The organism is Serratia sp. DD3 (genome assembly GCF_000496755.2).
In genome coordinates this window covers 1-16,648 of record NZ_AYKS02000033.1, presented here as the reverse complement: position 1 = coordinate 16,648, position 16,648 = coordinate 1, and the positions used below count along the sequence as shown (strand labels likewise).

13 protein-coding genes and 3 pseudogenes are annotated in these 16,648 nt (G+C 46.4%); 5 read left to right on the top strand and 11 right to left on the bottom strand.

Features of this window, described 5'->3' with window-relative positions; all coding sequences use genetic code 11:
- Positions 1–31 precede the first annotated feature (31 nt).
- The 3 genes from IO95_RS04990 to gss all read right to left on the bottom strand — a co-directional run bounded on the left by IO95_RS04990 (position 32) and on the right by gss (position 2,969).
- Positions 32–460, bottom strand: coding sequence for a type II toxin-antitoxin system VapC family toxin (locus IO95_RS04990; RefSeq protein ID WP_037384237.1), 429 nt, complete (start codon positions 458–460; stop codon positions 32–34).
- On the bottom strand, positions 460–714 hold the full coding sequence (locus tag IO95_RS04985) for a type II toxin-antitoxin system Phd/YefM family antitoxin (RefSeq protein WP_037384135.1): 255 nt from the start codon (positions 712–714) through the stop codon (positions 460–462). Before IO95_RS04985 ends, IO95_RS04990 begins: the two co-directional genes overlap by 1 nt.
- 395 nt (positions 715–1,109) lie before the next feature.
- On the bottom strand, positions 1,110–2,969 hold the full coding sequence (gene gss, locus IO95_RS04980) for a bifunctional glutathionylspermidine amidase/synthase (protein WP_023492857.1): 1,860 nt from the start codon (positions 2,967–2,969) through the stop codon (positions 1,110–1,112).
- A gap of 286 nt (positions 2,970–3,255) precedes the next feature.
- Between gss and IO95_RS04975 the strand changes: the two genes are divergently transcribed.
- From IO95_RS04975 to IO95_RS04955, 4 genes are all read left to right on the top strand, one after another.
- Complete coding sequence (locus IO95_RS04975) at positions 3,256–3,792, top strand: ClbS/DfsB family four-helix bundle protein (RefSeq protein WP_037384134.1); 537 nt, start codon at positions 3,256–3,258, stop codon at positions 3,790–3,792.
- 575 nt (positions 3,793–4,367) lie between these two features.
- Positions 4,368–6,353: an autotransporter outer membrane beta-barrel domain-containing protein gene (locus IO95_RS04965; protein ID WP_023492855.1), complete on the top strand. Its 1,986-nt coding sequence runs from the start codon at positions 4,368–4,370 to the stop codon at positions 6,351–6,353.
- A 937-nt stretch (positions 6,354–7,290) separates the two neighbouring features.
- Positions 7,291–9,318, top strand: a complete 2,028-nt coding sequence (locus IO95_RS04960) for a family 10 glycosylhydrolase (RefSeq protein ID WP_051791110.1) — start codon at positions 7,291–7,293, stop codon at positions 9,316–9,318.
- A 340-nt stretch (positions 9,319–9,658) separates the two neighbouring features.
- Positions 9,659–10,213 (top strand): chorismate mutase, encoded by a 555-nt coding sequence (locus IO95_RS04955; protein WP_037384129.1) that lies wholly within the window; start codon positions 9,659–9,661, stop codon positions 10,211–10,213.
- Between the two features lie 152 nt (positions 10,214–10,365).
- On the opposite strand, the gene IO95_RS04950 is transcribed toward IO95_RS04955, so the two are convergent.
- On the bottom strand, positions 10,366–11,109 hold the full coding sequence (locus IO95_RS04950; protein ID WP_037384127.1) for an SDR family oxidoreductase: 744 nt from the start codon (positions 11,107–11,109) through the stop codon (positions 10,366–10,368).
- Positions 11,110–11,230: 121 nt separating this feature from the next.
- Here IO95_RS04950 and IO95_RS04945 point away from each other — a divergent pair, with 121 nt between their 5' ends.
- Positions 11,231–11,611: a helix-turn-helix domain-containing protein gene (locus tag IO95_RS04945; RefSeq protein ID WP_072011648.1), complete on the top strand. Its 381-nt coding sequence runs from the start codon at positions 11,231–11,233 to the stop codon at positions 11,609–11,611.
- A gap of 142 nt (positions 11,612–11,753) precedes the next feature.
- On the opposite strand, the pseudogene IO95_RS25970 reads toward IO95_RS04945, so the two are convergent.
- From IO95_RS25970 to IO95_RS23880, 7 genes and pseudogenes are all read right to left on the bottom strand, one after another.
- A pseudogene (locus tag IO95_RS25970) lies at positions 11,754–11,990 on the bottom strand (DUF2569 family protein); the annotation flags it as partial.
- Between the two features lie 15 nt (positions 11,991–12,005).
- Complete coding sequence (locus IO95_RS25965) at positions 12,006–12,257, bottom strand: hypothetical protein (RefSeq protein ID WP_235186732.1); 252 nt, start codon at positions 12,255–12,257, stop codon at positions 12,006–12,008.
- A gap of 232 nt (positions 12,258–12,489) precedes the next feature.
- A pseudogene (locus tag IO95_RS23885) lies at positions 12,490–12,726 on the bottom strand (SDR family oxidoreductase); the annotation flags it as partial.
- Positions 12,727–12,740: 14 nt separating this feature from the next.
- A complete protein-coding gene (locus IO95_RS04935) occupies positions 12,741–13,400 on the bottom strand; it encodes a hypothetical protein (protein WP_037384121.1) in 660 nt (219 codons plus the stop codon).
- A 271-nt stretch (positions 13,401–13,671) separates the two neighbouring features.
- On the bottom strand, positions 13,672–14,976 hold the full coding sequence (yjjJ, locus tag IO95_RS04930; protein ID WP_023492651.1) for a type II toxin-antitoxin system HipA family toxin YjjJ: 1,305 nt from the start codon (positions 14,974–14,976) through the stop codon (positions 13,672–13,674).
- A gap of 262 nt (positions 14,977–15,238) precedes the next feature.
- Positions 15,239–16,219 carry an MBL fold metallo-hydrolase gene (locus IO95_RS04925; RefSeq protein ID WP_023492652.1) on the bottom strand — a complete coding sequence of 327 codons (981 nt, stop codon included), beginning with the start codon at positions 16,217–16,219 and terminating at the stop codon, positions 15,239–15,241.
- Between the two features lie 118 nt (positions 16,220–16,337).
- A pseudogene (locus IO95_RS23880) lies at positions 16,338–16,640 on the bottom strand (GrpB family protein); the annotation flags it as partial.
- Between the last annotated feature and the right edge of the window lie 8 nt (positions 16,641–16,648).

Here is a 16,648-nt window from a genome sequence, read left to right as displayed (position 1 = left end):
CGGGTAGATCAGTAGGGGCTGGAGGATTGGCTTATCTTTTTCCAAGACCCCATGGATTGATAATTTCCACACCTGTTTGTTCAAAATCAACAACATTCCTAGTCACTACGGCCATTCCATGCACAAGTGCCGTGGCCGCGATAAGGGCATCACGTTCACCGGGCTTATCGCGAACATGTAGCCGAGCACAACGCAACGCTACCGCAGTATCAACAGGCAGCGTTCTTCCGGCAAATTCAGGCAGTACCTGCTGTTCGAGCCAAGCTCGAAGCACTGTACCCTGTGCTGCATCTCTGCGCTCAACAGACAGGATCCCCAGTTCCAACTCCATGATGGTGATCGAAGATACAAAGAGATCAGCAGCATCCATGCTTTCAGCCCATGCTGCCACGCTTGGATCTACCTTGCCGGTCCGCACCTTACGCAGTTCAGACACCACGTTAGTATCGAGAACGTACATCATGAAAAATCAGCCGGCTTCGTTCCGATCAACGCGCGGGGCGGCTCAAACTCAACATCAGCCGCACTAGGCATAGCTAATGCATCGGCAATACTCCGTCGTTGTTTTGTCAACCTTTGATACTCCTCGATACTCAGAAGAACATGAGCAGCTTTACCCCGATCTGTAATTATCACCGGGCCATTCAGAGCTGCTTTTTTGACTCTGGTAACATCCTGATTCAGTTCTCTGCTAGAAAATGTCGTGATGGGCATATCCAACTCCTCCAGTAACAACTCACCATGTAGTAACGTTACTACATTTAATTTATGCTGTCAAAGTCAAGCTGGATTAACACAATGAGTGAATCTCGCGTATTGCTTGCCGGTTATCGTTGTAGGTGATTGGGCATAACAGAAAGCAGCAAACAGCAGGCAAATGGTGCCAAACAACGTGTTAAACATACAATCTCTTTGTTTTGCATTAACTTTGCGGGTAGATCAGTAAGGGCTGGAGAATTGGCTTATCTTTTCGATAGAACACTTAATATAGCGGTTATTCAGACTATCTAGCTCCGTTCAGTGTATCACCCGAATAACACTGCGGTGGCAGGGAGCTTTAATGGCAAGGCTCTTTGACGAGCCCTGCCTTTCGATGAAGGTCAATTTCCTCAACGCTTTTCAACCATCAGCGGTTCAATATCGCTCTCTTTTTTAATGACTAGCGAGTCATCACCACGCAAGCAGGCTCCCCCATAGTTACCCCCGACCGTAAAGGTACAAACCTGAATATACTTGCCAGCAATATTAGGCAGACACCAGAGTTGCTGATAGATATTTTTACGATCGAGGAAATTACCGGAACTATGATCAAGCAGTTTATCGTCATGGCTAACCAAATCGATATTGTCACCGCAGCGGCCAGAAATAGGCTTCACCGCATAGCCAGTTTTCGCCAATTGGTTATTGAGCACAAAATCGGTTTCCAGCAGGTAACGATGATGAGGGAACAACTGCCAGAGCACCGGCAAGATCGCTTTATTACCCGGGATCACGGTCCATAGTGGTTCAAAAACCATCACTTCAGGGCGCAGCAGTACATCGATAAGGCGTACTTTTTTGTGTGGGTGGCCGGTATAAATAGGCACGGCGGCATATTCGCTTGGGCTGACCTCGCGCACCTGATCGATGGCGGTTTCCCATGCCCAGGTTTTCCACACGCAGGTGATCAGTCGATTGTCGCTGTCAATCAGTTGCCCGGTGGCATTCCAGCTGAGTTTATCGAGCCCGTTAAGAATTTTGCTGCCGAACCCAGCATCAGTGAGGGCTTGCTGCATAAAGCGGGTGTGGTAGTTCTCTTCCAGATCCTTATCTTGCATGATATGCACAAAGGGACGCGCTTTACTGTGCTTCCAGGCACCGGTCAATTCACTTAATAGCTCTTGGGAGGGGTTGTAGCCTTTGCCTTGGTAACCGGTTTTTGCCCATTGCTCGATGATCAGCTTGCTTTCGGTGTGACAAGAGGCTGAATCTGCATTGTATTCGTACACCTTCAGACCGCGCTCATCCATGCAGAAATCCATGCGCCCGGTGATCATATCATGACGCCGACGCTGCCAGGAAAGCCGTAGCCGTGGCCATAGAATTTTAGGAATGTCGAACAGCGCCAGTAGGTTGTCATCCTTCATCACCTTATCGGTGGCGTGCAGGTACATGAGGTGCAGTTCATTGGTGGCTTTGACCAACTCCTGCTCGGCACGTTGGCTGATGGTGAAATACTGGCAGGGATCTTTATTAATAAAGTGCCCTTTGGACTCGATATAGACCGCCTGCAGGGGATCTTGCTCGTTGAGCCATTTACCCACGTATTGCCCGTTATTTTCCAGCCGTGCGCTTTCAATCACTAATGCTTTTCCCGGCAATGCCGGTTGTGGCAGGCTATGCTCACGGTCGTCGGTCTGGATCATCCAGCCGAGAATGGTGGTGTCATCGAAGCTGTCTTCGATAGTGTAATGGCCCTGGTTTTCTACCAACTTCAGCTCGCGTGTCCACTGTTGCCCTTGTGGCAATGGCGTGTGAACCACGTTTTGTTCTGCAATGCGGACTTTATCGCCCACCCGTTGGGTAACCACTGCCACATGGCCGGTATGTTTAAATTCCCCCCCTTTGTGCCAGATCAGCAATGAACCCGGCAGCGGCGGCCGTTTTGAGCCATTGGCAAAGGCTTGCAATGGCAACAGGTTGTCATTGACGACCTGGCGCAAAAAACGTAGTGAGAAAATTTCATAGGCCATACCGACATCGGTAAAGACAAAGCCATAGGTCAGGAACAGAAAACGGCGGGCAAATTCGACACACTGCCACTTGTGACCCATGTATTCGTTATTGATATAGCTGCGAAATGAGACATCTATGGAGGGGGGGCGAGGAGCTAAACTAGCGTAATTTGAGGAATAAATGGCGACGCCACCTGGTGCATATCCTAGTAAGGCTCCAAACGGAGCATCACCACTTATTGGGCTGTTACTCATCAACCTGACCTTCTTAAACCGACTGAGTAACGATTATCATAGCACTCAGAACCAAGGGCGGGGGTAATGTTTTATCTGTGCACGATGGGTGGCGTAAGGGTGATGACGCGTTACCAAACCAAATCGCTGGCAAATCGTCAGTGTGGCGTCAGAACTCCCTGAATCGACAATGATTATCTCATCGGCAATGTTGACTAAAGGCAAGGGGATAGTTTGTTAACATGACATGTGGTTGGCTTCAGCGTTTAACATAGTAGGATAAAGTAAACATTTCGGAGGTATCAGCATGCCAAGACCAACAACAAAGCCGGACTTAATCAAGGCGGCTAACGAGCAATTTGCGAAGATGTGGCAGCTCATTGATTCCATGACAAGCGATGAGCAAAATGCAACCTTTAATTTCGGTGATGATAAGAATAGAAAAGAAGCGCATTGGGCGCGTGATAAAAATTTGCGTGATGTGCTTATCCATTTGTATGAATGGCAGCAGCTATTATTGAACTGGGTAAAGGCTAACCAACACGGTGAGGAAAGGCCATTTTTACTTGAATCATATAATTGGAAAACATATGGCGATATGAATATTGAGTTATGGGAAAAGCATCAAGGTACACCTTACGACAAATCAACAAAAATGGTAAAGGAAAGCCATTCGGCAGTAATGGCACTTATTGAACCTTTTTCAAATGATGAACTATTTACCAAAGGTTCTTTTTCATGGACAGGCGGTTCTACTTTAGGTAGTTATTGCGTATCTGTCACAGCAAGTCATTATGATTGGGCGATGAAGAAAATAAAGCTACACATTAAAACAATCAAATAAGCTTGGTTGGGATGCGAAAAAAATCGACTTGTGTGGTGAGGTTTCGGCAGTAATCTATAGGACATTTTAAATAATCTGTGTAACTGCCGCTGTAATTAAAAGGTGCTCGCTCAGGTGGGCACTGAACTCAATAATATGGTCAACTGCCAGCTCTGGATTAACATACTCCATTTTTTCTATGTCGATGGCTTTGCGAGTATTAGCAGGATAACCAAAGAGTATATTGAGATTATTCCAGTAGATACGCCAGCTTTTGCTGATTTTCGCGAATTACGGCCAGCACAACCTATGGACACAGGCAGGGTGCCGAAATGATTGGGTATTACCAATGGAGTACATTATACTGTTGCCCGATTTATAACCAATGGATAGATCATGCCAACAGTGGGTGAGCTGTAATCCTTGGTGACAAAGAATGGATGCGTACCCGCTATGTTAAGGATGGCCTCAATCATCTTTCCTTGTTGGTTCTTTCCCCGCGCTGCAATAGCTGCAGAGACTCGATATCTCCGTGACTTCCCACTCAGTGGAGAAATGGCTCTCTGTGCATTTTTATTATGTTACAAAGTAGAAGAATGATGGAAAAAAAGTATTTAACGCTAGTGATGGCACTTTGTCATGGCGGATTGGCGGCTCAGGCACAGGCCTATACGAGCCGAGGCGATGGGATTACGGTTAATAATAAGTCGGCTTTTAGAACGACGGAAAGTGGGACATATGCGGATCAATTCGTCACCAAAGGGATTGTTAATAATGGCGTCGTCTATGGCAAAGGCATGATTTATCTTGATGATTATTCTCAAGGGAATGCTACCACCGTTGGTCAGGATGGTTGGTTACAGGTTCAAAACAACTCGATAGCTAATGACACCGTAGGCAATCAAGGGGGGCGACTGTCCGTTAAATCGATGGGTACGGTTGACAACACCCAGATTAATAGCGGTGCCAGTATGGCAATGGAGGCCAACAGTCGCTCACAGGGAGAGTTGGTGGTGGCAGAGGGCGGTGAACTCCTTATTATCAATACTAATTCTCGGATAATTGATGTTACTACCAATGTGCCTGCTGAACCGATCAATATTACACTGGAAAAACTGACAGTTGCCGATGAAGTTACCATCGGACCTTCTTGGTCAGGTTATCAGGATGATCTAGGTAAAGCCCCGCCAACCTCGGAAATCGGCCCGGTGATCATCACCAAGGTAGGCACATTGACCATGCAAGGCGGTAGCCTGCAGATGATTCCTTATGCCCCAGCCAACCAGGTTAATCATCTGGATGTGGAAAATCTTTCTGGTCAGGGGACCTTTATGCTGGTCAGCAGCCTGGCTGATGGTGTCAGTGACAGCATCCGAGTGACACAGAAAGCAACCGGGCAGTTTGGCCTGTTAGTAGAGGATAGTGGCCGGGAGATCGCGCAACCGGTCAACGTGCCCTTGGTTTATATCAACAGTGGCGATGCCAAGTTCAACCTGTTGAACCAGGTGGGAATCATTGAGGCGGGTGTTTACCAGTATTGGCTACATAACAGCTCTCAAGATGGCCATCCCCAGCGGTATCTGGTGGGCGGTAAGACGGGCACGGTGCCAGAGCAGAATACCGATGAACCTAGCGAACCGGTCCCCACCCCCACGCCAACCCCTACGCCAACCCTTAGCACCAGTGCTCAGGACATACTGAGCACGGCGGCAGATTCACAGAATATTCTCAATACCGAACTGAGTACTTTGCGCCAAGGGCAGGGTAACCCGCGTAGTAGCGTGGGCGATGTCGGGGTTTGGGTTCACTATTTGAGTGATAACAGCAGGTTGAATGACCATCGTTATGCCGAGTTTGAAAATACACTGAATGGTATGGAGATTGGTGCTGATAAATCGTTGGATATCACCGGTGGCAAATTGCTGTTGGGGGCTTTTACCGCATACAGCAAATCCCATGTCAGCTTTAACCCGGGTGGTGATGGTGATGTAGCCAGTTACAGTAGCGGTGTGCATGCCAGCTATCTGGCTGATTCAGGTTGGTATCTGGAGAGCAGGCTGGAAGGTAATCGTTTAAGCCAAACGGTGCGGGCACAAATGAACAGTGACGCGATTGGCAAAGGGGAGTACAACCAAAATACGCTGACCGCTTCACTGGAAACAGGTTACAGCTTACCGCTTTCTGCACAAGTTATTCTGGAGCCGTATGCCAAAGTCAATTACTCGCGTCTTGGTTCCGCCGATTATGCACTAAGTAATGCTATGCAAGCCTCGGTCCATGTGGCGAATAGTGTGCAAGGGGAGGTCGGAACGCTTCTTAGCACCAAACTGATGCTGAATGAGGTAGAAGTCGTGCCTTATGTCAAACTGGCTATTGCGCGTGAATTTACCCGCAACAGCAGCGTGACCATTAACGATATTAGCCAGGATAACAACTATTCTGGCAATGTCGGTAAATATGGGCTCGGCATCAGTGCCAATATCCCCAAGAACACAGCGGTTTATGCAGAGATGAATTACCTGAATGGTAACAAAATCGAAAGCCCGTGGAATGCCACTGGTGGATTCAGCATCCGGTTCTGATCCTAGTGCCCCATTGAGTTTCAATGGGGAGAGCCATCCTTTCTAACGTAGTTATTCGTGTTATTGGAAAACCAGACAGCAACGGCGCAGATTGCTCATAATACGGTTGGCGATTTTTAACGGATTTAGCCTATTTTACTGTTTCGAGAAAGCAATACTGCAATAGCCTCTTTTTTTTCTAAATCAGTAAGCTGATGAAGTCAACTTCGCGGTTAGACCCTCAGTATCAGCTCAGTATCAGCTTAGTTGTCATCCCCCCTTCCTAAACAGAGATCCTGCTAGTTGCCCAGGGTATGCATTTTGACCACAGCCGTGAAAGGCCAATGAATGGTGTATGGCGAATTTCATTGGAATGATGTTTTACTTTAGTCAATTAGGTCTCCTTGTTCTAAGGACTGCGTCTCAAGGAGAACAGAACCCTCGTAATGTGATCAACAACAAAATATTAACTTATTAGTTTGTTTTATGCTTTGGAATTTATTATTCTTATTTTATATGGATGAGGAGAGGGAAGACAGTGAATAAGATAGGAATGATAGCCATGGTGGCATGCGTGATGGTCCTTTCCGAGGCTACTTCCCCACAAAGATTAACCAAGACTGGAACCTTCAGCCATACTTTCGCTTTTTCCTAAGCTATAACCCGTTAACGGGGGAACGACTAACAGCGCTGATTTAGGTGAGTTAAGGCTCGGCTTGATTGTTAACTATAACCTGACTGCCAAGATGACTTTATGGACGAATATGGCATGGGAAACCACCCATTGGGATAAGTCTAAAAATAATCAGCTAGTGACCATTACTCACGGAGATAATAACCAGCAGGATTTCCGCTTGTACTCCGTCGTGTTAATTATTCTTGGTAATGACATTTTCAGAGGCTGAATTAGCAAGGAGTTAGCTCGGCCTTATATCATCAAACCTTCAAGGACACTGAAATGTATAACAGCACTTTTTCTATCACCGCAAAAATGATTGCACTGGTTCTCGCTACGGGAATGCTGTTTGGTTGTGACTCTGGCGAAACGACAGCGAATAATGGTACTAACAATACCGACAGTAGCAACACCGATAACGGCAACACCGATAACGGCAATACCGACAACGGCAATACCGATAACGGCAACACCGATAACGGCAACACCGATAACGGCAATACCGACAACCGCAATACCGATACTGACGATACCGATAAGCCGGTACAAACTTATTCCCCTTTGTATAAATATGTTAAAAACAGTGACGGAACTTACGGTTACGATACTAATATTCCCGTTGATCTTTATAAAGGTGCCAATCAGTTTATCAGTATCCCCGATAATTATATTGCACCGAAACATGCTTTCAGAAGCGCTTGGGTAGCGACCATTAGTAATCTCAATATTCCGATTGTCAATAGTGAGGATACCTTTAAGACAACCTATTTGAGCATACTGGACCGATTTAGCGCACTGAATATGAATGCGATGATTTTCCAGATACGCCCGATGCTGGATGCTTTTTACGATTCCGAGATTAACCCTTGGTCACAGTTTCTCAGTAGTAAGCAGGGTAAAGATCCTGGTTATGATCCCCTGACATGGATGATTGAACAGACCCATCAGCGTGGTATGGAATATCATGCCTGGTTTAACCCTTACCGGGTGACCAATATCAAAATTAGCAGCCTGTTGAAAACTAATTCGCTGGGGTTGTCTACTCAACAAATCTTATCCTCGACGACAGAACAGCAGATTGGCTATCTGGTTAGCGCCGGTATTCTGTCTGCAGATAATTTTGCGGCGAAAAACCCACAATGGGTATTAATGTTTGACGAAAAATTCTTTTTAAATCCGGCAATCCCTGAAGTCATTGAACATGTGGTTGATACGGTGGAAGAAGTCGTGCGCCGCTACGATGTTGATGCCATCCATTTTGATGATTATTTTTATCCTTACCGCATCTCGGTTAATGGTGCAACTGTGCAGTTTGGGGATAAGGGCGAGGATAGAGCGGCATTCGAAGCCTATGGTCTGATTAATAACCAGTATCCTGATACCCCGCAAGGGATTGAGGATTGGCGCCGCGATAATATCACTCGCCTGATTACTGGCGTGCAAAGTGTCATCACTAAGCATAATCAGGATAAGGGTTCGGCGGTGCAGTTAGGCATCAGTCCGTTTGGTATTTGGGAACATAAAGGGCGTAATGAGCTGGGTTCTAATACACCGCTCGGTTCTTCACAGTCATACAGTGGTAGTATTTTTGCCGATACCCGGAAGTGGGTTAAGGAAGAACTGATTGACTATGTTGTGCCACAGATTTACTGGAGTTTTGACCAAGCGGCAGCACCCTATGGCGAACTTTCCACTTGGTGGAATAACCAGATGGAAGGTTCCCACACGCAACTCTATATTGGCCATGCCAATTACAAGCATGTTTCTAATGCCTCCGCCGATGCTGCTTGGATGAACCCTAATGAGATCCCTAATCAAATTTTGTATAATCAGGAACTTAAAAATGTTTCTGGCAGTGTTTTCTTCAGCTATAACGATCTGTCAGTGTCTAATGTTGCGTCACAAGCTGTGGCACAGCAGGCGGCTTACGGCGCGAAGAACACCTCTATTGAGCTGCTGTCGCAAACTTATCTCAGTACGCCGACACTGCCACCGAGCAAACCTTGGCTGGATCATAAAGTGACCGCTTTGCCGCAGCAAGCTCACTTTGATTCCGACAGTAAAAATACCTTTAGCTGGTCGGACAGCGCGGATAACGATACACGCTACTATGTGATCTACCGTGGTACCGGCAAGCCAAGTACCATCTTTGCCGATCCAAAAAATATCATTGGCAAAGTATGGCGGGGGACAGGTAATAACTTCAATTATCAGGACAGTAATAATCAGGATCAAAGTTATACTTACTTGATCAGTGCTATTGATGCGGCACAGAATGAGACGGCACCCGTCACCGTGACAGTCAAATGAGTCGGTAATACATTGACTGACAATGTGCTGTGATAATTTGCGGCACAATCAAAACTAAATCCATGCTGCTGATAATACAGTGGCATGGATCCTCTCTCTTAAGGTTAGACCGATAAACATTTCGCCATGGTTATTTGTTGGGTTGATTGCAGTACAAAGCCTTGGTGTTGGGTTGTACGGTAAGGCCGATGAATTTTTCTTGTGCCTGATGGCGTCTACAAAACGGTAGTTTATTGGATCGCTATTAGGTTCTGCATTATTCTTTCAACGAATAACTTGGTGTGACACTCAGCATTGTTTACCTATATGAAGCGACTAATTGCAAAAGAGGTGAAGTTAAATGGAGAGTAAAGTATTTGGAAGAGTGCTGCTGTTGGCGGGATTATTTTTTTCTGCAACCGTGATGGCGACACCAACACCAACATCAACGCAAAACGACGATGTGGCTTCATTGATTAACCAGCGTTTGTCTTATATGAAGGACGTCGCAGGATATAAACAGAACCATCATCTTGCCATTGAGGATTTACCTCAGGAGGCCAAAGTATTAGCCAATTCAGTGCTTGAGGCAGAAAAGTCAGGACTGGATAGTGAGTCGGTAAAACCTTTTATACAAGCGCAAATGGATGCTGCCAAGGCGATTCAATATCGTTACCGTGCAGACTGGCTATCGATGCCAGAAAAAGGTTGGCAGCCTGAACCACTGGAACAGGTAAGAGCAAAACTTAGCGACTTAAACACGCGCATTCTAGCTGATATCAGTAGCCAATTAACCAAGGGGCAGCCATTTACCGACCCAACCGCCTTTATGAGCGTGCTTGATCAAGCTCAATTAAAACAGGGCGATAAAGAGCGCTTATGGTATGCATTAAAACAGATCACTTTGAAGAAATAGTGAGCAGAAAACCCGCCTCGTTTGGTTAGTCGTTCTGTGACCTGTTTAGTGGTAGAGGTGATGACATCACCTCTATGATCTTACCCAGCAGTCCGCTTCTTGCTTATTGTGGCCTGATAACCCTTCAACCAGGCCACGGTTATACTAATCAGCTAAAGATTACCAACTCCGCCATCAACTAGTAGCTCAGTACCAACAACGTATGAAGATTCATCAGAAGCAAGGAAAACGGCTGCCTTAGCTAATTCATAGGGTGTGCCTAAACGCCCGATGGGTACCAGAGCTCGAACATCTTCCCTGAACTTATCTGCATCCACTCCGCCCCCAACTTTGTTCAATGCCGGTGTTTCAGTCGGCCCGGGGCTTAAGCCATTTACACGAATCCCACGCGGGTGAAGTTCTGCAGAAAGTGTTCGTGCCAGAGAGAGTATCGCGGCTTTACTTGCAGCGTAAGCACTACTTTGTGGGAAACCAATACGAGCGCTAACTGAGCCACAAACAATGACGGAGGACGGATTGGAAAGCATTGGAAGCAGTGCTTTGATCAGGAAAAATGGGCCTTTAAGATTTGTATTCATCAGAACATCGTAAGCCTGCTCATCCCAAGACTCCAGGGGCTTATGCGTAACATCACCTGCATTTATATATAAGATATCAAGTCGCGGCCATAGCTCCTGTAACGCCCCAGCCAGGTTAGTTTGTTGAGGTATATCACCTGCCTCAATTCGAAAAAGAACAACGTCACTTAACTCTTTTTTTGTCTCCAGCAGTTTTTTTTCACTACGACCAGTGATGGCAACCTGGGCTCCTTCTGCCAGAAACTGACGCGCAGTCTCTAAACCAATGCCGCTAGTACCTCCAGTAATCAGTGCATATTTACCATCAAGTCTGCCCATTTTCCCACTCCACGTTTTATTCGTGGAGTAATTATTTATCCTTTAGTATCCTTTGGGAAGTAGGTACCATAGAGATACTAAGGAACCATATAGGATGCTATGAAGTGAGACTAGGGGCCCAATGAAACAAAATATTTCGACTTTAGCTGAGAGTAACACAGGATGCCCGATGGTCAGTTTTGTGAATCTGATAGCCGGTAAGTGGGCGATCCCAATCCTCTATCGTCTGATTTTATTAGGCGAACCTGTTCGTTTCAGTGAGTTACAACGGGCGGTCAGACCTATCACTCAGAAAGAACTTACTCGCCAACTGCGGCAGTTTGAGGCTCGTGGGTTGGTTAACAGAAAAGTGTTCGCTGAAGTTCCACCGAGAGTGGAGTATCAAATAACCGAGTTGGGTAAATCGCTGCGTCCGACACTTGATTCTTTAGCTGAGTGGATGACTGCCAACGCGAGCTTAATGAATAAAAATGTGGATAGAACGTCTGATCCTCGCTCATAGCAGACCTGACAGCCCGTCAGTCTGTCCGTTTCGTGCCAAAAGCGGATATTGATAGCGTCCGCTCTATTTTGATTATTAGAGGTAAGTCAATAGTGCTCTGCATGTTCAATCATCAGTAATGAGAAGCCACTAATGCGGCTTCCTATCGGATAAAAGTTCTTTTTACACGAACTGATGTAAGGAAATATGGAATCCAAATAACAGCCGATATCACACTTCTAAAAACAGGAACAAGTTCATTGTATCCAATTCCCACACCGGGGGTTAATATGTAAAGCATGTAGACATTTAATGACATTATCGCCACGACAGATATCAAAAATAAAATAAAAAGCTTTGGCAGGGGTTTTTTATTTTTTAAGAAAAATGAAAAGACTGTGACTGAAAATAAAAATCACCCAATATGAATAGCAATGGAAGATATGAAGAAGATTTTTGCATTTACATTCAAGTACGAATAATTATCCGTCATAACTTTAAACAAATCTGTCATTGAAAATAGATAAGAAGCAGCAGTGACCACTAATCCTATAAGGGGTAAAAACAGAAACCCACCAATTTTTCTGAGATGTTTTTCTTCACATTTATCGCAAAACTCTCTTTCTTGTGGTATTTCCACCCCACACTTTGTGCATCCCCATTCCATATATGGATCCTTGAAACATTTTTATAATTATCATTAGATTAAACGAACTGTATCGCGGATGCAATTGAACAGAAATAATGTATACAATGCTGATGATTTCTGGATGAATCTGTGTCTAGGGTGAATATTCGCAGTATTAGGTATTCATCTTTTAAAAGTCGATTGCCAGGGTCCGATCCTCGCTTATTGTGGCCTGATAACCCTTCAACCAGACCACGGTTATACTAATCAGCTAAAGATTACCAACTCCGCCATCAACCAGTAGCTCAGCACCAACAACGTATGAAGATTCATCAGAAGCAAGGAAAACGGCTGCCTTAGCTAATTCATAGGGGGTTCCTAAACGCCCGATGGGTACCAGAGCTCGAACATCTTCCCTGAACTTATCTGCATCCACTCCGCCCCCAACTTTGTTCAATGCCGGTGTTTCAGTCGGCCCGGGGCTTAAACCATTTACACGAATCCTACGTAGGGGAGACGATATTATTCCAGTAAGTTAATTGTACCTTTATCATATGGCTTAGGTTGGCCACCAATATCAGCGCCATCTTTTAATATCTCTCTCCAATAAGTGACCGTCATATCAGCATTGATAATACTTTTTATTGTATATATATAGTTGTATATATCTGAACGGTCGGAACCAGGTTCAATGTCACTTACCTTTTGAACTTTACCATCAGGGCATAAAACCGCGACCCATGTCTTCTCGGTAGCCTCGCTGTATGAAGACAATACCCTCAGAACAATAGCCACTTTACCTTCTCGTAATGAAAACTTGAATAGAGGTAAAAAAAAGTCATCACGGATAAATGCATTTTCCTCATCAATATAAATATCAAACCTGCTTTTAATTACATCTAATTCTTCGTGCGGTGAATTTTTATCTTGCGATTTCCATTCCTGTATTGCAGCAATTTGCTGTAATTGAAGTGGATAGTTTCTGGTGAACTCTAGTGCTTTAGGGAGTATAGCATCATTACTTTCATAATCGATGACATTAGGTACGTATGTATATGGCAGTTTAACCTCATGAAATGCATGTAACATTTCAGCCATTTTGGGCTGGGGGTCACCAAAGCAGGCCTGTGCATTTGCGACGCCAGATGCGATAAAAAGTGAAAGTAGAATGAATTTTTTCAAGTATCCTCCTGGGTAAAGTTAATGGTAAATATTGGGCGTATGCTTTTAACCAATAATTTCCCACATATTTAACGTATATTCAATAAGTTACCATTAAATTAGTGCTATCAAGTTGCACCGTAAAATTCGGTCATTCAGGGGGAGGAGATGTTGTCCATGAGAAATCAGATAATAATGATGCAGGGCACCTGAAGTTACACCGTTGATATACCCGCCCCCTTGGGATTATGTTGGTCTGAAAAACAAGTGGCTCAGTAAAAGTTGAACTCGCTTATCCTAGGCGGGCGATACGCGATCTGGCCTCGTCAAGGTGGTGGTGTAATGCTTCAAGGCATGGAGTGAAATTGGCGGAGAAGCGGTTGCAACTGCTGGCGATAACCAAGAAGTTTTCCGCCAAACTCAGTGCCTCTCGCCAGATATCCCCGCTAATCACTTCCGGTAGTGACGCCGGTTGAAGCTCGTTCACGATTGCACCACTCGCTCTGGGGGCGAACCCCATAGGCAGAATGTCGTAGGCTGGCGCTAGGTGATACGGGCGGCCATGGCTATTGATGAACGACAGGTTCCCGTGGTGCATATCGGTGTTGCCAATTAGCATCCCGAATGCCCAAAGTCGAGCGGTGCTGGCGGCGGCATCCGGATGGACAAGCCCCTCCGCAACTAGGCTATTGACCAGAACAGGCCAAGGAGCCCTGGCATTGCCGACAAACTGCGCATCAAGTGCCCGCAGCGAGCAAACGCCGAGACGACCTAATTGCCCAACGCGGTCGAACCGGGGGATCTCGAGGAAGCGCTGGCCATCAAAATCATATACCTCTGTTTCTACACCCAGCACCCTTAGTGCCAAGTGCTCGGCCAACAGAAGGTCGCGCCAGCGTTCGCTAACCGGATTATCGTCTGGAGCCGAGAATTTCACTAACACATGACCACGTTCTGTATAAGTGCAAAATTTCGGCTGTTCCCCCCCAGCAGATGACCCCGGTGCTTCACCGGCTCCAGCCGCCAACGCCAACGCGGGGTAGGTTGTGGCACGCTCAACTGGGGTGGGTATTGGCATTGCCAAGAAACGCTCCCGTGCCTGCTCCCCTATCAGCAGGTTGCCGATAGCATCATGACTGTGTGCAAGCAATGTCCTAATCATATCCGCGTCTGCCCATTGCTCTGGATTCGCCGGCAGGCCGAGCTCAACCGCATAGGCCGATGCATAGGCTCGCCCTAGATACCCTTGTGGTCGCATGTCAAACAGCCACCACGGTAGCCCGTCACTATGTCGACTCTTATTGTTGGTTTGCACCATAACAAACCCACCCGGGCGAACAGGAATGAGCTCACCAAGGGGCTTAATGCGCCCTTCATCGGTGATGTGGTAAATGGGCGCAGACCTGAATCCGCGATAGGCATCGCGTAGAGTGTATTGAATAGATGGACCAGCCCCAATTCGAACAATGTCATCGTCAAGAATCTTCAATGCGCGGGACATTGTTGGTTGGCTAATATTCATTATTTCAATTAGTTGCCTTGCCGTTCTCGGTTCCTGGCTGAGCAACTGGCGTATCGTTTCTGAGCGAGTAGGCATAATGTTGAATCACTTAATGAATAGATAGATGAATAGATAGATAAATAGATAGGTGAAAAAACATCCTATCAATTAAACTGTCACTGGTCACCCACCAGAAGGTACCGCGCCACATCTCGACTCTACCCCCTTTTCCAAACGGATCCCTATATTGATGATGAGGACTACCACCGCCGGATATTGACGTAACTTAACCGGGGAGAAGGGCGCCATGCGGTGGTAAGTGTTATCTGCTCCTATCATTAAAGGATGGAATAGCGCATCACGGCTTTTTACTGTTTACCGGTGCATATTCAACGGGTACCCAGGCATAACCCGATTTCTCGGCACGAACATGCCCCAACCCTGGGAATGGCAAGTGTGCACCACCGACCCAAAGCTGTTTTTTGGCGACGTCAGCAAAAACTTTCAGGCGCGTAGCAATGGCTTGCTTGCTGTCGGTATCGAACTCCAGCGTGACTTTGGGTTGAGCAAACTGCAGCGAGTGGCTATGTACAATATCACCCCACAACAACAGATTTTGCCCTTCGGAACTGAACAGGTATGCCGTGTGCCCTGGCGTATGGCCCGGCGTTGATACTGCTTCTACACCGGGGAACAACGTGTCGCCCGGCGCATAGCGTTTCAACCGCCCTTGGGTTTCGTAAGGTGCTACGGCCTCTTGCGACAGTTTGAACATCGGCTGTGCCGCTTCTGGTGCCTTTTGTGCGATCTCCTTGCTCAACCAGTAATCAGCTTCTGCCTTGGCGACATACACAGTCGCGTTAGGGAAGGCTGCTTTACCCTGATCGTTAATGCCGCAGGCGTGATCCGGGTGCAAGTGGGTCAGCAATATGCTGTCGACTTGTTCAGGTTGATAACCGGCAGCACGCAGATTGCCCAGAATCTTACCTAGCGTTGGGCCGAAACACTGCGCCGTACCTGCATCCACCAGGATTAGATGCGTTCCGGTATTCACTAAGAAAGCGTTAACCGCGGTTTGAATCCCTGAAGTGCTGTCAACAAACATGCGGGCCAGCAGCTTTTGCATATCGGGTTCGCTGATGTTGTGGAATAGGCTGGTCTTTAACATCGTATTGCCATCATACAGCGCCGTGACCTCCATAGTGCCCAGCATCATGCGGTAGTAACCGGGAACCTGGGTTTGCTGCTGCGCTGGCACACTGGCGGCGTTGACAGATGGAGTCACACTGGCGCAAGCCAGGGCGATGGCTAATAATGTGCGGCGAAATGTTTGAGTCATAAAGATCCCTTTTAAGTCGATGAAAAAAATAAATTGCGGTGAGTGATAATAGATTGCGGTGAGTGTAAATTTTATAGCAACAAATGCGCTTACCCACCAGGGATATCAATTTCTTCTGCACTTGGTGACTACGTTGATCCTCGCCCTTGGTGAAATACCTGCGATTTGAAATACCATTTTCGCCACGTGCATTATATCCAGCTCGCACCATTTCAACGTTTAAGTTATCCAACTCATTCAGACTAACAACCTCCAGCAATATGTCTATGACTGGTTTTGCTGCCAACTCCGGTACCGACGTGCTGCCAACATGGTGAATCCGCGAGATCACCTTGCCAAGTGTTATCTGTAACAGTGAGCTTTCAGCCTCAAATAGGCTAGGCCACTGCTCATCATAAGCAACAATAGTGACTTGTCGCATATTAACCC

Coding starts and splice junctions, on each gene's coding strand:
- IO95_RS25965 (WP_235186732.1), bottom strand. CDS start 12,257: ATGGAATGGGGATGCACAAAGTGTGGGGTGGAAATACCACAAGAAAGA.
- IO95_RS04960 (WP_051791110.1), top strand. CDS start 7,291: ATGTATAACAGCACTTTTTCTATCACCGCAAAAATGATTGCACTGGTT.
- IO95_RS04950 (WP_037384127.1), bottom strand. CDS start 11,109: ATGGGCAGACTTGATGGTAAATATGCACTGATTACTGGAGGTACTAGC.
- gss (WP_023492857.1), bottom strand. CDS start 2,969: ATGAGTAACAGCCCAATAAGTGGTGATGCTCCGTTTGGAGCCTTACTA.
- IO95_RS04985 (WP_037384135.1), bottom strand. CDS start 714: ATGCCCATCACGACATTTTCTAGCAGAGAACTGAATCAGGATGTTACC.
- IO95_RS04955 (WP_037384129.1), top strand. CDS start 9,659: ATGGAGAGTAAAGTATTTGGAAGAGTGCTGCTGTTGGCGGGATTATTT.
- IO95_RS04965 (WP_023492855.1), top strand. CDS start 4,368: ATGATGGAAAAAAAGTATTTAACGCTAGTGATGGCACTTTGTCATGGC.
- IO95_RS04975 (WP_037384134.1), top strand. CDS start 3,256: ATGCCAAGACCAACAACAAAGCCGGACTTAATCAAGGCGGCTAACGAG.
- IO95_RS04925 (WP_023492652.1), bottom strand. CDS start 16,219: ATGACTCAAACATTTCGCCGCACATTATTAGCCATCGCCCTGGCTTGC.
- yjjJ (WP_023492651.1), bottom strand. CDS start 14,976: ATGCCTACTCGCTCAGAAACGATACGCCAGTTGCTCAGCCAGGAACCG.
- IO95_RS04945 (WP_072011648.1), top strand. CDS start 11,231: ATGAAACAAAATATTTCGACTTTAGCTGAGAGTAACACAGGATGCCCG.
- IO95_RS04990 (WP_037384237.1), bottom strand. CDS start 460: ATGTACGTTCTCGATACTAACGTGGTGTCTGAACTGCGTAAGGTGCGG.